The 15,833-nt window shown below is 65.1% G+C and carries 16 protein-coding genes and 1 pseudogene; 10 read left to right on the top strand and 7 right to left on the bottom strand.

Going from position 1 to position 15,833, the window contains the following annotated elements; genetic code table 11:
- A pseudogene (locus N878_RS22575) lies at positions 1–192 on the top strand (iron(III) ABC transporter); the annotation flags it as partial.
- Between the two features lie 356 nt (positions 193–548).
- Here the strand turns inward: N878_RS22575 and N878_RS22570 are convergent.
- The 5 genes from N878_RS22570 to N878_RS22550 form a co-directional block, all read right to left on the bottom strand.
- A complete protein-coding gene (locus N878_RS22570; RefSeq protein WP_021445780.1) occupies positions 549–1,346 on the bottom strand; it encodes a cyclic nucleotide-binding domain-containing protein in 798 nt (265 codons plus the stop codon).
- A 105-nt stretch (positions 1,347–1,451) separates the two neighbouring features.
- Positions 1,452–1,724: a TfoX/Sxy family protein gene (locus tag N878_RS22565; protein WP_021445779.1), complete on the bottom strand. Its 273-nt coding sequence runs from the start codon at positions 1,722–1,724 to the stop codon at positions 1,452–1,454.
- A 31-nt stretch (positions 1,725–1,755) separates the two neighbouring features.
- Positions 1,756–2,505, bottom strand: coding sequence for a class I SAM-dependent methyltransferase (locus N878_RS22560; RefSeq protein ID WP_021445778.1), 750 nt, complete (start codon positions 2,503–2,505; stop codon positions 1,756–1,758).
- A 1-nt stretch (position 2,506) separates the two neighbouring features.
- A complete protein-coding gene (locus tag N878_RS22555; RefSeq protein WP_021445777.1) occupies positions 2,507–2,851 on the bottom strand; it encodes a pentapeptide repeat-containing protein in 345 nt (114 codons plus the stop codon).
- An 88-nt stretch (positions 2,852–2,939) separates the two neighbouring features.
- Entirely contained in the window at positions 2,940–4,502 is a 1,563-nt protein-coding gene (locus N878_RS22550) for a bifunctional aminoglycoside phosphotransferase/ATP-binding protein (protein ID WP_021445776.1), read from the bottom strand.
- A 115-nt stretch (positions 4,503–4,617) separates the two neighbouring features.
- Here N878_RS22550 and mrcB point away from each other — a divergent pair, with 115 nt between their 5' ends.
- The 3 genes from mrcB (at position 4,618) to N878_RS22535 (ending at position 8,012) form a co-directional block, all read left to right on the top strand.
- Positions 4,618–6,936: a penicillin-binding protein 1B gene (mrcB, locus tag N878_RS22545; RefSeq protein WP_021445775.1), complete on the top strand. Its 2,319-nt coding sequence runs from the start codon at positions 4,618–4,620 to the stop codon at positions 6,934–6,936.
- 63 nt (positions 6,937–6,999) lie between these two features.
- Positions 7,000–7,683: a M48 family metallopeptidase gene (locus N878_RS22540; RefSeq protein ID WP_082457917.1), complete on the top strand. Its 684-nt coding sequence runs from the start codon at positions 7,000–7,002 to the stop codon at positions 7,681–7,683.
- Positions 7,683–8,012: a YqcC family protein gene (locus tag N878_RS22535; RefSeq protein WP_021445773.1), complete on the top strand. Its 330-nt coding sequence runs from the start codon at positions 7,683–7,685 to the stop codon at positions 8,010–8,012. Before N878_RS22540 ends, N878_RS22535 begins: the two co-directional genes overlap by 1 nt.
- 19 nt (positions 8,013–8,031) lie before the next feature.
- Here the strand turns inward: N878_RS22535 and N878_RS22530 are convergent, their stop codons facing one another.
- Positions 8,032–8,466 carry a DUF4124 domain-containing protein gene (locus N878_RS22530; protein ID WP_021445772.1) on the bottom strand — a complete coding sequence of 145 codons (435 nt, stop codon included), beginning with the start codon at positions 8,464–8,466 and terminating at the stop codon, positions 8,032–8,034.
- Between the two features lie 400 nt (positions 8,467–8,866).
- On the opposite strand from N878_RS22530, the gene N878_RS22525 reads away from it, so the two are divergent.
- Entirely contained in the window at positions 8,867–10,591 is a 1,725-nt protein-coding gene (locus N878_RS22525) for an acetolactate synthase 3 large subunit (RefSeq protein ID WP_031303789.1), read from the top strand.
- Position 10,592: 1 nt separating this feature from the next.
- On the top strand, positions 10,593–11,084 hold the full coding sequence (gene ilvN / locus N878_RS22520) for an acetolactate synthase small subunit (protein ID WP_021445770.1): 492 nt from the start codon (positions 10,593–10,595) through the stop codon (positions 11,082–11,084).
- A 52-nt stretch (positions 11,085–11,136) separates the two neighbouring features.
- Here the strand turns inward: ilvN and ilvY are convergent, their stop codons facing one another.
- Positions 11,137–12,018, bottom strand: coding sequence for an HTH-type transcriptional activator IlvY (ilvY, locus tag N878_RS22515; RefSeq protein WP_021445769.1), 882 nt, complete (start codon positions 12,016–12,018; stop codon positions 11,137–11,139).
- Positions 12,019–12,143: 125 nt separating this feature from the next.
- Between ilvY and ilvC the strand changes: the two genes are divergently transcribed.
- The 4 genes from ilvC (at position 12,144) to msrQ (ending at position 15,825) form a co-directional block, all read left to right on the top strand.
- Positions 12,144–13,160 carry a ketol-acid reductoisomerase gene (gene ilvC / locus N878_RS22510; protein ID WP_021445768.1) on the top strand — a complete coding sequence of 339 codons (1,017 nt, stop codon included), beginning with the start codon at positions 12,144–12,146 and terminating at the stop codon, positions 13,158–13,160.
- 144 nt (positions 13,161–13,304) lie between these two features.
- Entirely contained in the window at positions 13,305–14,123 is an 819-nt protein-coding gene (gene pssA / locus N878_RS22505; protein WP_021445767.1) for a CDP-diacylglycerol--serine O-phosphatidyltransferase, read from the top strand.
- 62 nt (positions 14,124–14,185) lie between these two features.
- Positions 14,186–15,193, top strand: coding sequence for a protein-methionine-sulfoxide reductase catalytic subunit MsrP (gene msrP, locus N878_RS22500; RefSeq protein WP_031303787.1), 1,008 nt, complete (start codon positions 14,186–14,188; stop codon positions 15,191–15,193).
- Positions 15,193–15,825, top strand: a complete 633-nt coding sequence (gene msrQ / locus N878_RS22495) for a protein-methionine-sulfoxide reductase heme-binding subunit MsrQ (protein WP_021445765.1) — start codon at positions 15,193–15,195, stop codon at positions 15,823–15,825. Before msrP ends, msrQ begins: the two co-directional genes overlap by 1 nt.
- Positions 15,826–15,833 lie beyond the last annotated feature (8 nt).

Raw genomic sequence — 15,833 nt, 5'->3', positions numbered from 1 at the left:
CTGGCCGGCGCCTTCCACGTGCGCAAGGATCTGGGCGTGCCGCTGCACCTGGCCGACCTCGGCGCCGGCGCGGGGCAGGCGGTGCTGATCCTCGCCGAGGTCGGCAAGCCGGTCAGCGCCGCGCAGGCCGACTACGCCTGGTTCACCGCGGCGCAGCCGCAGCAGGATCACTGCGCCAAACTGCGACCCTAGGATCTGTCGCCGAGTCACCTGGCCAGCACGCACTCGCCGCAGGCAGTACGCCGACGGCCAATGGCGGACTGTTCGCCGGCGTTCCCGAGCCCGCTCTACAGGCTTTCGCGCAGGCAAAAAAAGACCCGGCAAGAGCCGGGTCAATAACCGTGATTAGCCTGATGAGGAGATAGTCTGAAGAGTCCGACTGAATGGTCTCTTTAGCTTATCGGCTGATCTCGCGATCAGTTGAGGTAATAATAACAATTCTCATTTCATAGTCAACGGCTTTTTGAGAATTTCTCTCAGCGCCTTTTCCTGTGCCCAGAGAGGCAAAACCCCGGCGCCTGGCCGGGGTTGGTGTGCCGCGCGCGGACTCAGGACGCAGCCGGCTGGCGCAGCTGGGTGACTTCCTTGTTGAGCAGGTCGATGCGCCGCGCCATGCTCTCGATCAGGCTGTGGGCGATGCGCGGGTTGCTCTGCATCAGGCTGAGGAATTGCTCCTTGGGAATCACCATCACCGTGCAGGGCTCGCTGGCCACCACCGTGGCGCTGCGCTTCTCGCGGGTGAACACGGCCATGGCGCCGAAGATCTCGTCCTTCTGCACGTCGCCGACCTTCTGCCCGTCGACGTAGGCCTCGGCGTGGCCCTCGATGATGATGAACACGTGATCGGCTTCGTCGCCCTGATGGATCAGCTCCTCGCCGGCGGCGAAGTGCTGGAAACCGGTGGCCGGGCGAATCTCCGGCTGCTTCAGGCGCGCCAGGGCGTCGGAGAGCAGGGCGGTGTGGCCGATCAGGTAGTGGATGAACTGTTCCTGGCGCTGCTCGCTGGCGTAGATGTGCTGGAACACTTCGCTGCGCGAGTAGGGAATCAGGCTGATCGGCTCCTCGCTGCTGTAGCGGCAGCTCGGCAGGTCGATGCCCTGGCGCAGGCCGACCAGGTCGCCTTCCTGCAGGTAGAACAGCGGCCGTTCGTCGACTACCGCGTGGAGCAGGCCATTCTCGATGATGAACAACTGGTTGCCCGGCAGCACCTGGGCCAGGTCCTCGACCCGTTCCAGACGCAGCGGCGCACCGACGGCCTGTAGCCCTTCCAGCAGCTGCGTGGGGATGCTCTGCAGGCGGTTGATCAGCTGATCGGCGTAGGCCGGTTGCTCCCCGAGTAAATACATAACCGTAATTCCTTGAACTGGCTGGGCTGGCTGACCACACGAAGGTCCCTGAAACAATAGGCTGCGGCGCCTTGCGCGTAAATCCTCTCGCGCTGGGGTTGTGAGCTAGCTCTTGTTGTAGCTCTGGGCTTCGTCGAGGCGGCCGTTGAGTTCGGCCTTGTGCGCCGGCGGCAGCTCGTTCCAGTGCACGTCGAGCAGGGCGCCCTCGATGGCGTAGAGCAGCACCTTGGAGGCGCGAAAACCGCGGGCGCGCACCGCACGATAGGCGCCGACCGCGCCGTAGCGACGCAGGTCGTTGGCGCTGTGGATGCCGACGGCGTGCAGCCATTGCGCCGAGGTCTTGCCCAGGTTTTTCAGGTGTTGCAGCTCGTCGTTCATCGGGCCTCCATGCATGGCGTGAGGAAGAGGTTCACGTAGGCGTGCCTGCCAAGAAGTGTAGCGGCCAATTGACAGTGCGCCGCTCGCCTTCGTCGCCCCAGGCGGCGCGCAGCGCCGGCGTCAGTTCGGCCACCGGGTCGCGGCCGTGACGCTGTTCCCAGCGTTGCACCGCCGACCAGGTGCGCAGGTAGCCGAGCAGTTGTGCCAGGTCCCAGTGCGCCGAGAGGGCGAAGGGCGGCACTGGCAGGGGCTGCAGCGGCGCCTGGATATCGCGGTAGCCGGCATCGACGCTGCCGCGGCCCGTCGGCCAGCAGCCGGCCAGGGTGCTGGCGTAGAAGTGCTCGATCAGCGGATCGAGCCGCGCATCGATGCTCATCAGGCTGTAACACCAGGCGCAGAACAGCCCGCCAGGGCGCAGCAGACGGGCGACTTCGGCGAAGAACGCGGCGTCGGCGAACCAGTGCAGGGCCTGGGCGACGACGATCAGGTCGACGCTGGCGTCGGCCAGCGGCTGCCTGCGCGCATCGGCTGCCAGCAGGTGCAGGCCGGCGGCCGGGGGCGTTTGCGCCAGCTGGGCGGCGCTGGCGTCGCAGGCCAGCACCCGTTCGAAGTGGCGCAGCAGGGGAAGGCTGGCCTGGCCGTTGCCGCAGGCGATATCCAGCGCCAGGCGCCGGCCCGGGCTGTGTGCGGCCAGCCAGTCGAACAGGGCGTCCGGATAGGCCGGGCGGAAGCTGGCGTAGGCGTCGGCGCGCGCGCCGAACAGTTGGGCGACGTCGCTCATGTCACTTGCTGCGATAGCGCAGACGGGTGCCGAAGTTCACCGACATGAGAATTTCGTCCGCGCTCAGTTCGACCGGAAAGTAGGCACCGGAAATCTGCGCGTGGGCCAGGCTGGCGCCCTCCAGCTGGGCGTGGCGCAAATCCAGGCCGCGCAGGTCGGCGCCGCGGAAGTAGGCGTCGGTGAAGATCACCTCGGCGGCGTCCAGGCTGCGCAGGTCGAGCCCGCGAAAGTCGCCGCCGGACAGGTCGACGGCGACGTCCGTGGGTTTCTGGGCGTTGAAGGCGGCGATGTCGTCATTGCGCAGCAGGCGATAGAGCGGGTGGTCGAGCTGGCGTGGCTGGCTCATGGGGGCTACCGGTGGCGAGTTCACCGGCAGTATAGAAGCCGCGCCGCGCTTTGCCCGGCGCGGCGTGCCAACTTGTGGTGGGCGGGACTCAGAGCCCCGGCAGACGCTGGCGAATACGTTCCACCAGGCTGTCCAGGCTGGCGCTGTCGTGGGTGTCGACGCGCTTGCTGTGGGCCAGCTCGTCGTCGTCGAGCGCCTCGCGCGTTGCCTGCTGCGCCTGGATCACCTCGAGGGTGGCGTCGGAGGGGTCGCGGCCCTCGCTCTGGCGCTGCGCCAGCCAGCCGGCGATCACCGCCTCGGGCGCCTGGCAGTCGAGGATCAGGAAGGGCGCGCCGGTCTGCTCGGCGACTTCGCTGGCGGCCCGGCGCTGCTCGGCCTTGAGGTAGGTGGCGTCGATCACCACCGGGAAGCCGGCCTGCAGCGTCTGGCGCGCCAGCTGGTGCAGGCGCGCGTAGGTGGCGGCGCTGGCGTCGGCGCTGTAGATGCCGTCCGCCAGTTGGCCCTGGTGGGTGGCGTCCTGCTCGCCGAACAGGCGCTTGCGCTCGACGTCGGAGCGCAGGCGGATGGTGCCCAGGGCCTCGACCAGGCGCAGCGCCACGTGACTCTTGCCGACGGCCGAGACGCCGTGGGTGATGGCCAGAAAGGGCGAGGGAATGGCGCTGTAGCTTTCCGCCAGGGCGGCGTAGGCGCGGTATTGGCGCAGGATCACCGCGCGCTGCACCGGGTCCTGCTCCTGGCCGAGGCGGAACAGCGCGACCTTGCCGCGCACCATGGCGCGGTAGGCCTTGTAGAAATTCAGCAACTGCAGCGCGGCATAGTCGCCGGTGCGCTCCAGCCAGGCGCTGACGAAGCGCCACGACAGGCACTTGAGGCCGCGGTCTTCCAGGTCCATGGCGAGGAAGGCGGCGTCCGCGGTGACGTCGATCAGGCGGAACGGCTCGTTGAACTCGATGCAGTCGAACAGCACCACGCGGCCGTCGATCTGCGCGACGTTGCCCAGGTGGATGTCGCCGTGACACTCGCGAATGAAACCCTGCGCCTTACGCTCGGTCAGAAGCGGCTGCAGCCGCGCGTAGCTGGACTGCGCCCAGGCTTCGAGGGCATCGAGCTGCTGCAGATCGGCCTTGTCGGCGAGCAGCGGACGGATCTGCTCGAAGTTCTGCTGCACCGGTGCCATCACCGCCTCGGCCGTGCCCAGCGGGTGGTCCTGCGGCACCCGCGGCGCGCTCAGGTGGAAGGCGGCGATCTGCTCGGCGAGCGCGTCGATATGCGCATCACCCAGCTCGCCGCGCGCCTGCACGGCGCTGAGCAGCTGCTCCTGGGGAAACTGGCGCATCTTCAGCGCGTATTCGATGGCCGGCGTTTCGCCGCCCAGCACCGGCGCCTCGGCGCTGCCGCCGATGGCCAGTACCTCCAGGTACAGGTCGTCGGTCAGGCGTTGGTTCAGGCGCAGTTCCTCCTCGCAGAAGTGCTTGCGCGCGGCGAGATCGGTGAAATCGAGGAAACCGAAGTTGACCGGTTTTTTGACCTTGTAGGCATAAGGACCAGTGAGCAAAACCCAGGAAATGTGGGTCTCAATCAGTTGAAACCCCTCCACAGGATGCGGATACAGGGCCGGGTTCTGCAATGCGGCAATCAGGGCTTGGCTCACGTTCGATCCTTGTTATAGACGCTGTTCGAGGTCGGCATTATGGCCGCTGTGAGCTGCTCTGCAAACCGTCCGGGCGGCGCTGCTGGCCCCTATGTAAAGTGCGTATAATCCCGCCATGACTCGAAAACGCTCCCCCCGCTCAAGCAAGAAATCCCGTTCCACCGGTCTGCGTCCCTGGCTCGCCTGGGGGCTCAAGCTCGGTCTGGTCGGCCTGGTGATCCTCGCCGGTTTCGCCGTTTACCTCGATGCCGTGGTGCAGGAGAAATTCTCCGGCAAGCGTTGGACGGTGCCGGCCAAGGTCTACGCGCGGCCGCTGGAGCTGTTCGTCGGCCAGAAGCTGGGCAAGGACGACTTCCTGCGCGAGCTCGACGCCCTGGGTTACCGCCGCGAGAGCTTGGCCAACGGCCCGGGCGCGGTGTCGGTGGCCGGCAACAGCATCGAGCTGCACAGCCGCGGCTTCCAGTTCTACGAGGGCGTCGAACCCTCGCAACGGGTGCGCGTGCGCTTCTCCGGCGACTACGTGGCGGGCCTGACCCAGGCCGATGGCAGCAACCTGGCGGTGGCGCGGCTGGAGCCGCTGCTGATCGGCGGGCTGTACCCGGCGCATCAGGAAGACCGCATCCTGATCAAGCTGGACCAGGTGCCGGCCTACCTGATCGATGCGCTGGTGGCGGTCGAGGACCGCGACTATTTCGATCACTTCGGCGTCTCGCCCAAGGGCATCGCCCGCGCCATGTGGATCAACGCCACCTCGGGGCGCCTGGTGCAGGGCGGCAGTACCCTGACCCAGCAGTTGGTGAAGAACTTCTACCTGACCAACGAACGCACCCTGGTGCGCAAGGCCACCGAAGCGATGATGGCGGTGCTGCTGGAGCTGCACTACGACAAGCGCGAGATCCTCGAAGCCTACATGAACGAGGTGTTCCTCGGTCAGGACGGCCAGCGCGCGGTGCACGGCTTCGGCCTGGCCAGTCAGTACTTCTTCAGCCAGCCGGTCGCCGAGCTGAAGCTGGAGCAGGTCGCGCTGCTGGTCGGCATGGTCAAGGGACCGACCTTCTACAACCCGCGGCGCAACCCCGAGCGCGCGCTGGAACGACGCAACCTGGTGCTCGACCTGCTCGCCGAGCAAGGGTCGATCACCGTCGAGGAAGCCGCCGCCGCCAAGCAGAAACCCCTGGGCGTGACCGCGCGCGGCAGCATGGCCGACAGCACCTTCCCGGCCTTCCTCGACCTGGTCAAGCGCCAGCTGCGCGAGGACTACCGCGAGCAGGATCTGACCGAAGAGGGTCTGCGCATCTTCACCAGTTTCGACCCCATCCTCCAGCTCAAGGCCGAGGAGGCGCTGGCCGAGACCCTCAAGCGCCTGGCCGGGCGCAAGGGGGTGGACGAGGTGCAGGCCGGCATGGTGGTGACCAACCCGGAAACCGGCGAGGTACAGGCCCTGATCGGCAGCCGCCAGCCGCGCTTCGCCGGCTTCAACCGCGCCCTCGATGCGCTGCGGCCGATCGGCTCGCTGATCAAGCCGGCGATCTATCTGTCGGCGCTGGAGCGACCCAGCCAGTACACCCTGACCAGCTGGCTGCGGGACGAACCGTTCTCCATCAAGGGCCAGGACGGCCAGGTGTGGAAGCCGCAGAACTATGACCGCAAGGCCCACGGCACCATCTACCTGTACCAGGGGCTGGCGCAGTCCTACAACCTGTCCACGGCCAAGCTCGGCCTGGAAATCGGCGTGCCCAACGTGCTCAAGACCCTCGAGCGACTGGGCGTCGAGCGCCAGTGGCCGGCCTATCCGTCGATGCTGCTGGGCGCCGGCGCGCTGACCCCGATGGAAGTGGCGAACATGTACCAGACCCTGGCCAACGGCGGCTTCAACACGCCGTTGCGCGGCATTCGCAGCGTGCTCACCGCCGACGGCGAGCCGCTCGGCCGCTACCCCTTCCAGATCCAGCAGCGTTTCGATCCGGGCGCCATCTACCTGGTGCAGAACGCCATGCAGCGCACCATGAGCGAAGGCACCGGGCGTTCGGTGTACAGCCAGCTGCCCCGCTCGCTGACCCTGGCCGGCAAGACCGGCACCAGTAACGATTCGCGCGACAGCTGGTTCGCCGGCTTCAGCCAGGACCTGCTGGCGGTGGTCTGGCTGGGTCGTGACGACAACGGCCCGACTCCGCTGACCGGCGCCACCGGCGCCCTGCAGGTGTGGGCCGGCTTCATGCGCAAGGCCGACCCGCTGCCGCTGGACATGCCGATGCCGGACAACGTCACCCAGGCCTGGGTCGACGGTTACAGCGGTCAGGGTTCGGCTTCGGGCTGCCCGAATGCGGTGCAGATGCCTTATATTCGCGGCAGCGAGCCGGCCCCCGGGCCTGCCTGCGGCATCCAGGCGCCGGTCGAGTCGGTGATGGACTGGGTGCGCGGCTGGCTGAACTGAGGGTCGGACAGATCCGGCGTTTTCTGAAGAGGATTGCATGTGAACAACAAGTGGCTTGCCGCGATGCTGGCAACGACGGTGCTGGGCGGTTGCAGTACGGTGCCGCAGGGCTCGATTCCGGTCATTGACGCCGGTGCTCCGCTGTCGTCCGGCCGCGTCGGCGGCGCATCCCCTGCGGGTAGCCCGGCGGCCGCGCCGCAGCGTATCGAAGAGGATTCCGGGGTGGTGGTCATGGTCCCGCAGGGCGTCGTCTCGGCCCCGCTGCAGACCGGCCCGCAGCCCATTACCTCCAGTGGCGGGCTGACCTTCGACCCGCCGCCGGTCAGCCAGCCGGCGGTGCCGGCCCAGGGCGGTTTCAGCGCGCCCGCACCGAGCATGCCCAGCGGTATTCCCAGCGGCGGCGGCCTGGCTGCAGACGAACAGCTCGACGGCCCGGTGCTGGCGCTGTTGACCACGGCCCAGCAGCAGCAGGGCAGTGGCGACCTCAACGGCGCGTCCTCCAGTCTGGAGCGTGCCCAGCGCATCGCCCCGCGCGAGCCGCAGGTGCTCTATCGCCTGGCCGAGGTGCGTCTGGCCCAGGGCGATGCGGCGCAGGCCGAGCAGTTCGCCCGCCGCGGCCTGACCTACGCCAGTGGTCGTCCGGCCTTGCAGGCCAGCCTGTGGAACCTGATCGCCCAGGCGCGGGAGCGTCAGGGCGATCCGGCCGGCGCCGCGCAGGCGCGCGAACGGGCGCGGGTGAGTCTCTGATGGAGGCCCGCGTCGCGTTGTTGGCCGAGCAATTGTTGCTGATCGAGCGCGAGTTGCGTCTGCTCGGCTGGTGGGATGAGCAGGCGCCCAGCGCCGAAGCCCTGGCCAGCCAGGAGCCGTTCTGCGTCGACAGCCTGACTTTCGAGCAGTGGCTGCAGTGGATCTTCCTGCCGCGCATGAAGCAGCTGCTCGAGGCCGACGCCGCGCTGCCGTCGGTGTCGGGGATTCAGGTCATGGCCGAGATGGTCTATCGCGAACAGCCGGGCGTTGCGCGCCGGCTGCTGGAATTGTTGGGCGAGTTCGATCGCCTGCTGACAGCTGCGCCCTGACGGGCGCGCTCAGGAAGGGTCAGTTGCAGTTTTCCGCTATGGACTTCTTCAGCTCGGCGATGCGCTCCTGACGCTCGTTCTCGTCGATGCGGCGCACTTCGCCTTCTTCCTCGATGCGCAGGCGCGGATTGTTCTCCAGTTGCGCCAGGTTGGTGCGGGCGTTCTCGCAGTACTGCTTGCGCTCCGCCTCCTTGGCGGCAATCTGCTGCTTGACCTTCTTGTCGATAGCCGCCTGTTCCGGGTCGAGCAGTTCCTCGACGCTGGGTGCGGGCTCGGCCGGCGCCTGGCGTGGCGGCGGGGCGGAGGTGCTGATCGCGGTGGCGGGCTGGCCCTGCGGCGGCTGCGCGCTGAAGTGGGTCACGCCTTGCGCATCCACCCACTTGTAGACCTGGCTGGCCATGGCGGTTGCGCTCAGGGCAAGCATCAAACTGCCAGTAAGAATCATGTGGCGCATGCGGTTTCCTTTCTCAAAAGCTGCGGTGCTGCCGGTTACTATAACCAAAAGCCGGCAATCTTCATCCTGCGCTGCGTCACAGCGGTGGCTCGAATAATCGGTTACACATCGCTTGACTTGCCCCCGCCGAACCCGAACAATCCAGCCTTCCCCGCAGTGGAGTCCGCCGCAAGCGTCCTTCAGCTCGGGGCAAAGAGGCGCTACCCGCGCCGAACCGTGACACCCGCAACGCGTTACCTCGCGCTGGGAGGGTCAGCCCCGCAAGACCATGGGCTGCTCCGTTACTCGTCAAGCTGATGTTCCGAATCCACGATCACCGTCGTGCATGTCCGCTGACAGTAAGACCTACTTAGGGCTACCCGTTGTCGGGTGGCATACTGGCGTTCAAGAGGTGAACAACGTGGAGCTTTTATCCGGCGCTGAAATGGTCGTCCGCTTCCTGCGTGACGAAGGCGTTAAGCACATCTACGGGTACCCTGGTGGTGCTCTCCTGCATATCTACGATGCCCTGTTCAAAGAACCGGAAGTGACCCACATCCTGGTTCGTCACGAACAGGCAGCGACCCATATGGCCGACGGCTATGCCCGCGCCACCGGCAAGGCCGGCGTGGTGCTGGTGACCTCCGGCCCCGGTGCGACCAATGCCATCACCGGCATCGCCACCGCCTACATGGACTCCATCCCGATGGTGGTGATCTCCGGCCAGGTGCCGAGCGCCATGGTCGGCACCGATGCCTTCCAGGAAACCGACATGATCGGTATCTCCCGGCCCATCGTGAAACACAGCTTCATGATCAAGCACCCTTCGGAAATTCCCGAAGTGATGAAGAAGGCCTTCTATCTCGCCGAATCCGGCCGTCCCGGCCCGGTAGTGGTGGACATTCCCAAGGACATGACCAACCCGGCCGAGAAGTTCGAGTACGTCTATCCGAAGAAGGTCAAGCTGCGCTCCTACAGCCCGGCGGTGCGTGGTCATTCCGGGCAGATCCGCAAGGCCGCCGAGATGCTCCTGGCCGCCAAGCGTCCGGTGATGTACTCCGGCGGCGGGGTGATCATGGGCGGCGCCGCGGCGCCGTTGACCGAGCTGGCGCAGATGCTCAACCTGCCGGTGACCAACACCCTGATGGGCCTGGGCGGCTATCCGGGCACCGATCGCCAGTTCCTCGGCATGCTCGGCATGCACGGCAGCTACACCGCCAACCTGGCGATGCACCATGCCGACGTGATTCTCGCCGTCGGCGCGCGCTTCGACGACCGGGTGATCAACGGTCCGGCCAAGTTCTGCCCGAACGCCAAGATCATCCACATCGACATCGATCCGGCCTCGATCTCCAAGACCATCAAGGCCGACATCCCGATCGTCGGTCCGGTGGACAGCGTGTTGACCGAGATGGTCGCCATCCTCAAGGAAATCGGCGAAACCCCGAACAAGGACACCGTCGCCAGCTGGTGGAAGCAGATCGACGAGTGGCGCGGCAGCGGTCGCCTGTTCCCCTACAACGAGGGCGACGGCTCGATCATCAAGCCGCAGACCGTGATCGAAACCCTGTGCGAAGTGACCCGCGGCGATGCCTTCGTCACCTCCGATGTCGGCCAGCACCAGATGTTCGCGGCGCAGTACTACCGCTTCAACAAGCCCAATCGCTGGATCAACTCCGGCGGCCTGGGCACCATGGGCTTCGGCTTCCCGGCCGCCATGGGCGTCAAGCTGAACTTCCCGGAGGCCGATGTGGCCTGCGTCACCGGCGAGGGCAGCATCCAGATGAACATTCAGGAGCTGTCGACCTGCCTGCAGTACGACCTGCCGGTGAAGATCGTCAACCTCAACAACGGTGCGTTGGGCATGGTCCGCCAGTGGCAGGACATGCAGTACAACAGCCGCTACTCGCACTCCTACATGGAGTCGCTGCCGGACTTCGTCAAGCTGGCCGAGGCCTATGGTCACGTGGGCATGCGCATCACCCAGCTCAAGGACCTCAAGCCCAAGCTGGAAGAAGCCTTCGCCCTGAAGAACCGCCTGGTGTTCCTCGACATCGCGGTGGACGACAGCGAGCACGTCTATCCGATGCAGATCAGAGACGGTGCCATGCGCGACATGTGGCTGAGCAAGACGGAGCGGACCTAAGATGCGACACATCATCTCCCTGCTGATGGAAAACGAGCCGGGCGCACTGTCCCGCGTGGTCGGTCTGTTCTCCCAGCGCAACTACAACATCGAAAGCCTGACCGTGGCGCCGACCGAGGACCCGACCCTGTCGCGTCTGACGCTGACCACCATCGGTCATGACGAGGTGATCGAGCAGATCACTAAGAACCTCAACAAGCTGGTCGAGGTGGTCAAGCTGGTCAACCTGTCGGAGAGCGCCCATATCGAGCGCGAGCTGATGCTGGTCAAGATCAAGGCCACCGGCGCCCAGCGCGCCGAGGTCAAGCGTACCACCGACATCTTCCGTGGGCAGATCGTCGACGTGACCAGCAGCGTCTACACCGTGCAGCTGGCCGGCACCAGCGACAAGCTCGACAGCTTCATCCAGGCCATCGGCACCGCGTCGATCCTGGAGACTGTGCGCAGTGGCGTCACCGGTATCGCCCGCGGCGACAAGGTACTGAGTATCTGACTGCCGCGTTGAGAAAAGCCCCGCCTGGTGCGGGGCTTTTTATTGCCTGGATTTATTGCTGGCGGTTCCAGAAGGCCGCGATCAGCGGGTCCTTGAGGCGTTTTTCCAGGGCGAACAGGCCAATGTCGTAGGCGGTCAACGGCGGCTGGATATCGTAGATGCGGATGCGCGCGGTCAGGGGGCTGTTGTCGAGCACGATCTGCGGCACCACGCCGATACCGAAGCCCAGGCTGACCATGCTGACGATGGCTTCGTTGCCGCTCACCTGGGCATAGATCCGCGGTTTGATGTTGTGGCTTTTCAGCCAGCGGTCGGTGCGGGTGCGGGCCAGGCCCTCCTCCGAGAGAATCATCGGCACGTCCTTCCAGCTCTCCGCGGTAGGCTGCCTAAGCTGTTCCTCGTTCAATAGCTGGGGCGACTGCGGGCCGATAAAGCGCAGCGCCGAGCGAGTGATCGGCTGGAACTCGATGCCGGCCGGCAGGTGGTCGGGGCGGGCGCCGATGGCGAGATCCTCCAGCCCCTGCTGCACGCGTTCGACGGCGGTTGCCGGGTCACCGGTGTGCAGCTTCATTTCGATGCGCGGGTAGTCCTGGCGGAAGCTGCTGAGGATGTCGTAGAGGAAGCTGTAGCTGGCCGTGACCGAGCAGTACAGGGACAGTTCGCCGTGCAGGATCAGTTGATCCTGCTTGAATCTCTGGCGAATGGCCTGCCAGCCGTTGATGACCTCGCTGGCATACTCGCGAAACTGTTGCCCCTCGCGGGTCAGGCGGACCGAGCGGTTGTCGCGCAGGAACAGCGTTGCACCGAGTTCGTCTTCGAGTTGCTTGATGCTGCGACTGAGCGCGGAAGGGCTGACGTGCTGCTCGCGGCTGGTTTTGCCGAAGTGCAGGTTGTCGGCCAGGGACAGAAAGAGCCTGAGTGCGTGACTATCCATAACTGTTTCATATATCGGCATGTTGTATTGCAAATATATCATTTTACGCAATGGGGCGGATCACTTAAGGTGCCTCTGTCGCGGTGCTTGCACCCCCATTCCTTTCGATTCAAAGAGCCAAGACCATGAAAGTTTATTACGACAAAGATTGCGACCTCTCGATCATCCAGGGCAAGAAAGTCGCCGTTATCGGCTACGGTTCCCAGGGCCACGCCCAGGCGTGCAACCTGAAGGACTCCGGTGTCGACGTCACCATCGGTCTGCGCAAAGGCTCCGCTACCGTTGCCAAGGCCGAAGCCCATGGCCTGAAGGTCACCGACGTGGCCACCGCCGTTGCCAATGCCGACCTGGTGATGATCCTCACCCCGGACGAGTTCCAGGGCCGCCTGTACAAGGAAGAGATCGAGCCGAACATCAAGAAGGGCGCCACCCTGGCCTTCTCCCACGGTTTCTCGATCCACTACAACCAGGTCGTACCGCGTGCCGACCTCGACGTGATCATGATCGCGCCGAAGGCCCCGGGCCACACCGTGCGCTCCGAGTTCGTCAAGGGCGGCGGCATCCCTGACCTGATCGCCATCTACCAGGACGCCTCCGGCAACGCCAAGAACGTCGCCCTGTCCTACGCCTGCGGCGTCGGCGGCGGCCGCACCGGCATCATCGAAACCACCTTCAAGGACGAGACCGAAACCGACCTGTTCGGCGAGCAGGCCGTGCTCTGCGGCGGTTGCGTCGAGCTGGTCAAGGCCGGTTTCGATACCCTGGTCGAAGCCGGTTACGCGCCGGAAATGGCCTACTTCGAGTGCCTGCACGAGCTGAAGCTGATCGTCGACCTGATGTTCGAAGGCGGCATCGCCAACATGAACTACTCGATCTCCAACAACGCCGAGTACGGCGAGTACGTCACCGGTCCGGAAGTGATCAACGAGCAGTCGCGCGAAGCCATGCGCAACGCGCTCAAGCGCATCCAGAACGGCGAGTACGCCAAGATGTTCATCAGCGAAGGCGCCACCAACTACCCGTCGATGACCGCCTACCGCCGTAACAATGCCGCGCACGGTATCGAAGTGGTCGGCGAGAAGCTGCGCGCGATGATGCCGTGGATCTCCGCCAACAAGATCGTCGACAAGACCAAGAACTAAGGTCTGCGATGTGCGAAAGAACGCGGCTCGATGCCGCGTTTTTTCATTCTGCGGCAAGGCTTCTGGTATAAAGCCTGGGCGTTGAGCGCTGCCCGAGAGGGCGCGCGGTGCGCCATTCTTCAAATCAGTTGCAAGGTGTTGTTCATGAGTGAAGGTCACGAAGAGCCGAAGCGGGGCGCCGACGAAGTCGAAAGCCTGCTGCCGATCGATGAGCATGTGGAGGAGGGGCAGGACGCCGAGGGGCGCAAGGTGCGTCATCGCGGCATCTACCTGCTGCCCAACCTGTTCACCACGGCCAACCTGTTCGCCGGTTTCTACGCCATCATCAATGCGATGAACGGCAACTTCTACGTTGCCGCGGCGGCGGTGTTCGTCGCCATGGTGCTCGACAGCCTGGATGGTCGTGTCGCCCGCCTGACCAACACGCAGAGCGCCTTCGGCGCCGAGTACGATTCGCTGTCCGACATGGTCGCCTTCGGCGTCGCCCCGGCCCTGCTGGCCTTCGAGTGGGCGCTGGGCAGCATGGGCAAGGTCGGCTGGATGGTCGCCTTCATCTATGTCGCCGGCGCGGCGCTACGCCTGGCGCGGTTCAACACGCAGATCGGCAGCGTCGACAAGCGCTACTTCATCGGCCTGGCCAGCCCGGCCGCAGCCGGCGTGGTGGCCGGTACGGTGTGGGCCTTCAGCGACTTCGGCATCAAGGGCTCGAACATGGCCTTCGCCGTGGCGGTGCTGGTGGCGGCGGCCGGCATGCTGATGGTCAGCAACATCAAGTACTACAGTTTCAAGGATCTCGATCTGAAGGGGCGCGTTCCCTTCGTCGCCATCCTCGCGGTGGTGCTGGTGTTCGCCGTGGTGTTCAGCGACCCGCCGCGTATCCTGCTGATCATCTTCCTCGCCTATGCGGCCTCCGGCCCCATTCAATATTTGTTGCAACTGCGCCGCCGCAAGACTGTGGACTGATGTAATAAAACCTCGGCTCCGCGGTCTATTGGCCCGTCACCTGCCTTTGCCGCGGAGCCATCATGCTGATTCGAATTCCTCCCGCTTCTGCCGCTTCCGAGTCCGAGGTCACCCCAGAAGCCGTTTACCTCTCCCGGCGCCGGTTCATGGGCGGCAGTCTCGGCCTGGCCTCGCTCGCCGCCTTGCCCGCGCTATCCTTCGCCGACGGCGGTCGTTACGCCGATGTGGAGGCGGTCGACGAGCCGGCCTGGTTCAAGGCCAAGCTCGAGAGCGTGCGCTGGCAGGCGGTTACCGCCGGCGACGAAGTCATCACGCCGTACAAGGATGCTTCGCGCTACAACAACTTCTACGAGTTCGGCCCCAACAAGGGCGACCCGGTGCGGCATGCCGCGCAGTTCAAGGTCGAGCCCTGGACGGTGCTGATCGATGGCGAGGTCGGCAAGCCCGGGCGCTACGACATGGCGGCGCTGGCTGAACCGCAGCTGTTGGAGGAGCGCATCTATCGGCTGCGCTGCGTCGAGGCCTGGTCGATGGTCATTCCCTGGCTGGGTTTTCCCCTGGCGGATCTGCTCAGCCAGGCCGAACCCACCAGTCAGGCCAGGTACGTGCGTTTCGAGACTCTGGTCGACGCCGAGCGCATGGTCGGGCAGCGCTCCGGGTTTTCCCTGATCGATTGGCCCTACGTCGAAGGCCTGCGTCTGGACGAGGCCATGCATCCGCTGGCCTTCATGGCGGTGGGCATGTATGGGCGCACGCTGCCGGCGCAGAACGGCGCGCCGTTGCGCCTGGTGGTGCCCTGGAAATACGGTTTCAAGAGCATCAAGTCCATCGTGCGCATCAGCCTGGTGCGGGACGAGCCGGTCAATACCTGGCAGGCGCTGGCACCCAATGAGTATGGCTTCTACGCCAACGTCAACCCGCAGGTGGATCATCCGCGCTGGTCGCAGGCGCAGGAGCGGCGTCTGCCGAGCAGCCTGTTCAGCCCCAATGTGATGAAGACCCGGCTGTTCAACGGCTACGACGAAGTCGCCGGCCTCTATAGCGACCTCGATCTAAGGAAGTACTACTGATGCGTTATGTCGGGTGGCGGAGCGCGGTATTCATGGCGGCCTTGGCGGTGCCGCTCTACTGGCTGTACCAGGCCTGGATCTTTGCTCTGGGCGCCGACCCAGGCAAGACGCTGGTCGATTATCTGGGGCTGGGCGCCCTGGTCCTGCTGTTGCTCACCCTGTCGATGACACCGCTGCAGCGTCTCAGCGGATGGGGTGGTTGGATCGCCGTGCGCCGGCAGCTTGGCCTCTGGTGCTTTACTTATGCCGTGCTGCATCTGTCGGCCTATGCGGTGTTCCTGGTGGGGCTGGATGTCGAGCAGTTGCTGGTCGATCTGCGCAAGCGGCCCTATATCATCGTCGGCATGCTGACCTTTATCGGTTTGCTGATGCTGGCTCTGACCTCCAATAGGTTCAGCATTCGCCGGCTCGGCAAGCGCTGGAAGGCGCTGCACCGGCTGGTTTATCCCATTCTGTTGCTGGCGCTGCTGCATATGCTCTGGGTCGTGCGCGCCGATCTGGGCGAGTGGCTGCTATATGCCGTGATCGGCGCCTTCCTCTTGCTGCTGCGTTTCCCGCCGGTATCTGCGGCTTGGCAGGGCTTTGGGCAGTGGCTGCGCAGCACTTTGCGTAGGAGTCCAATAAAAGCTTGACGCGTTTT

The sequence above is a fragment of the Pseudomonas sp. EGD-AK9 genome, assembly GCF_000465935.2.
In the GTDB taxonomy this organism is placed as follows: domain Bacteria; phylum Pseudomonadota; class Gammaproteobacteria; order Pseudomonadales; family Pseudomonadaceae; genus Aquipseudomonas.
Note: the sequence above shows the minus strand (reverse complement) of the source record. Positions and strands in the feature narration are given on the sequence as shown.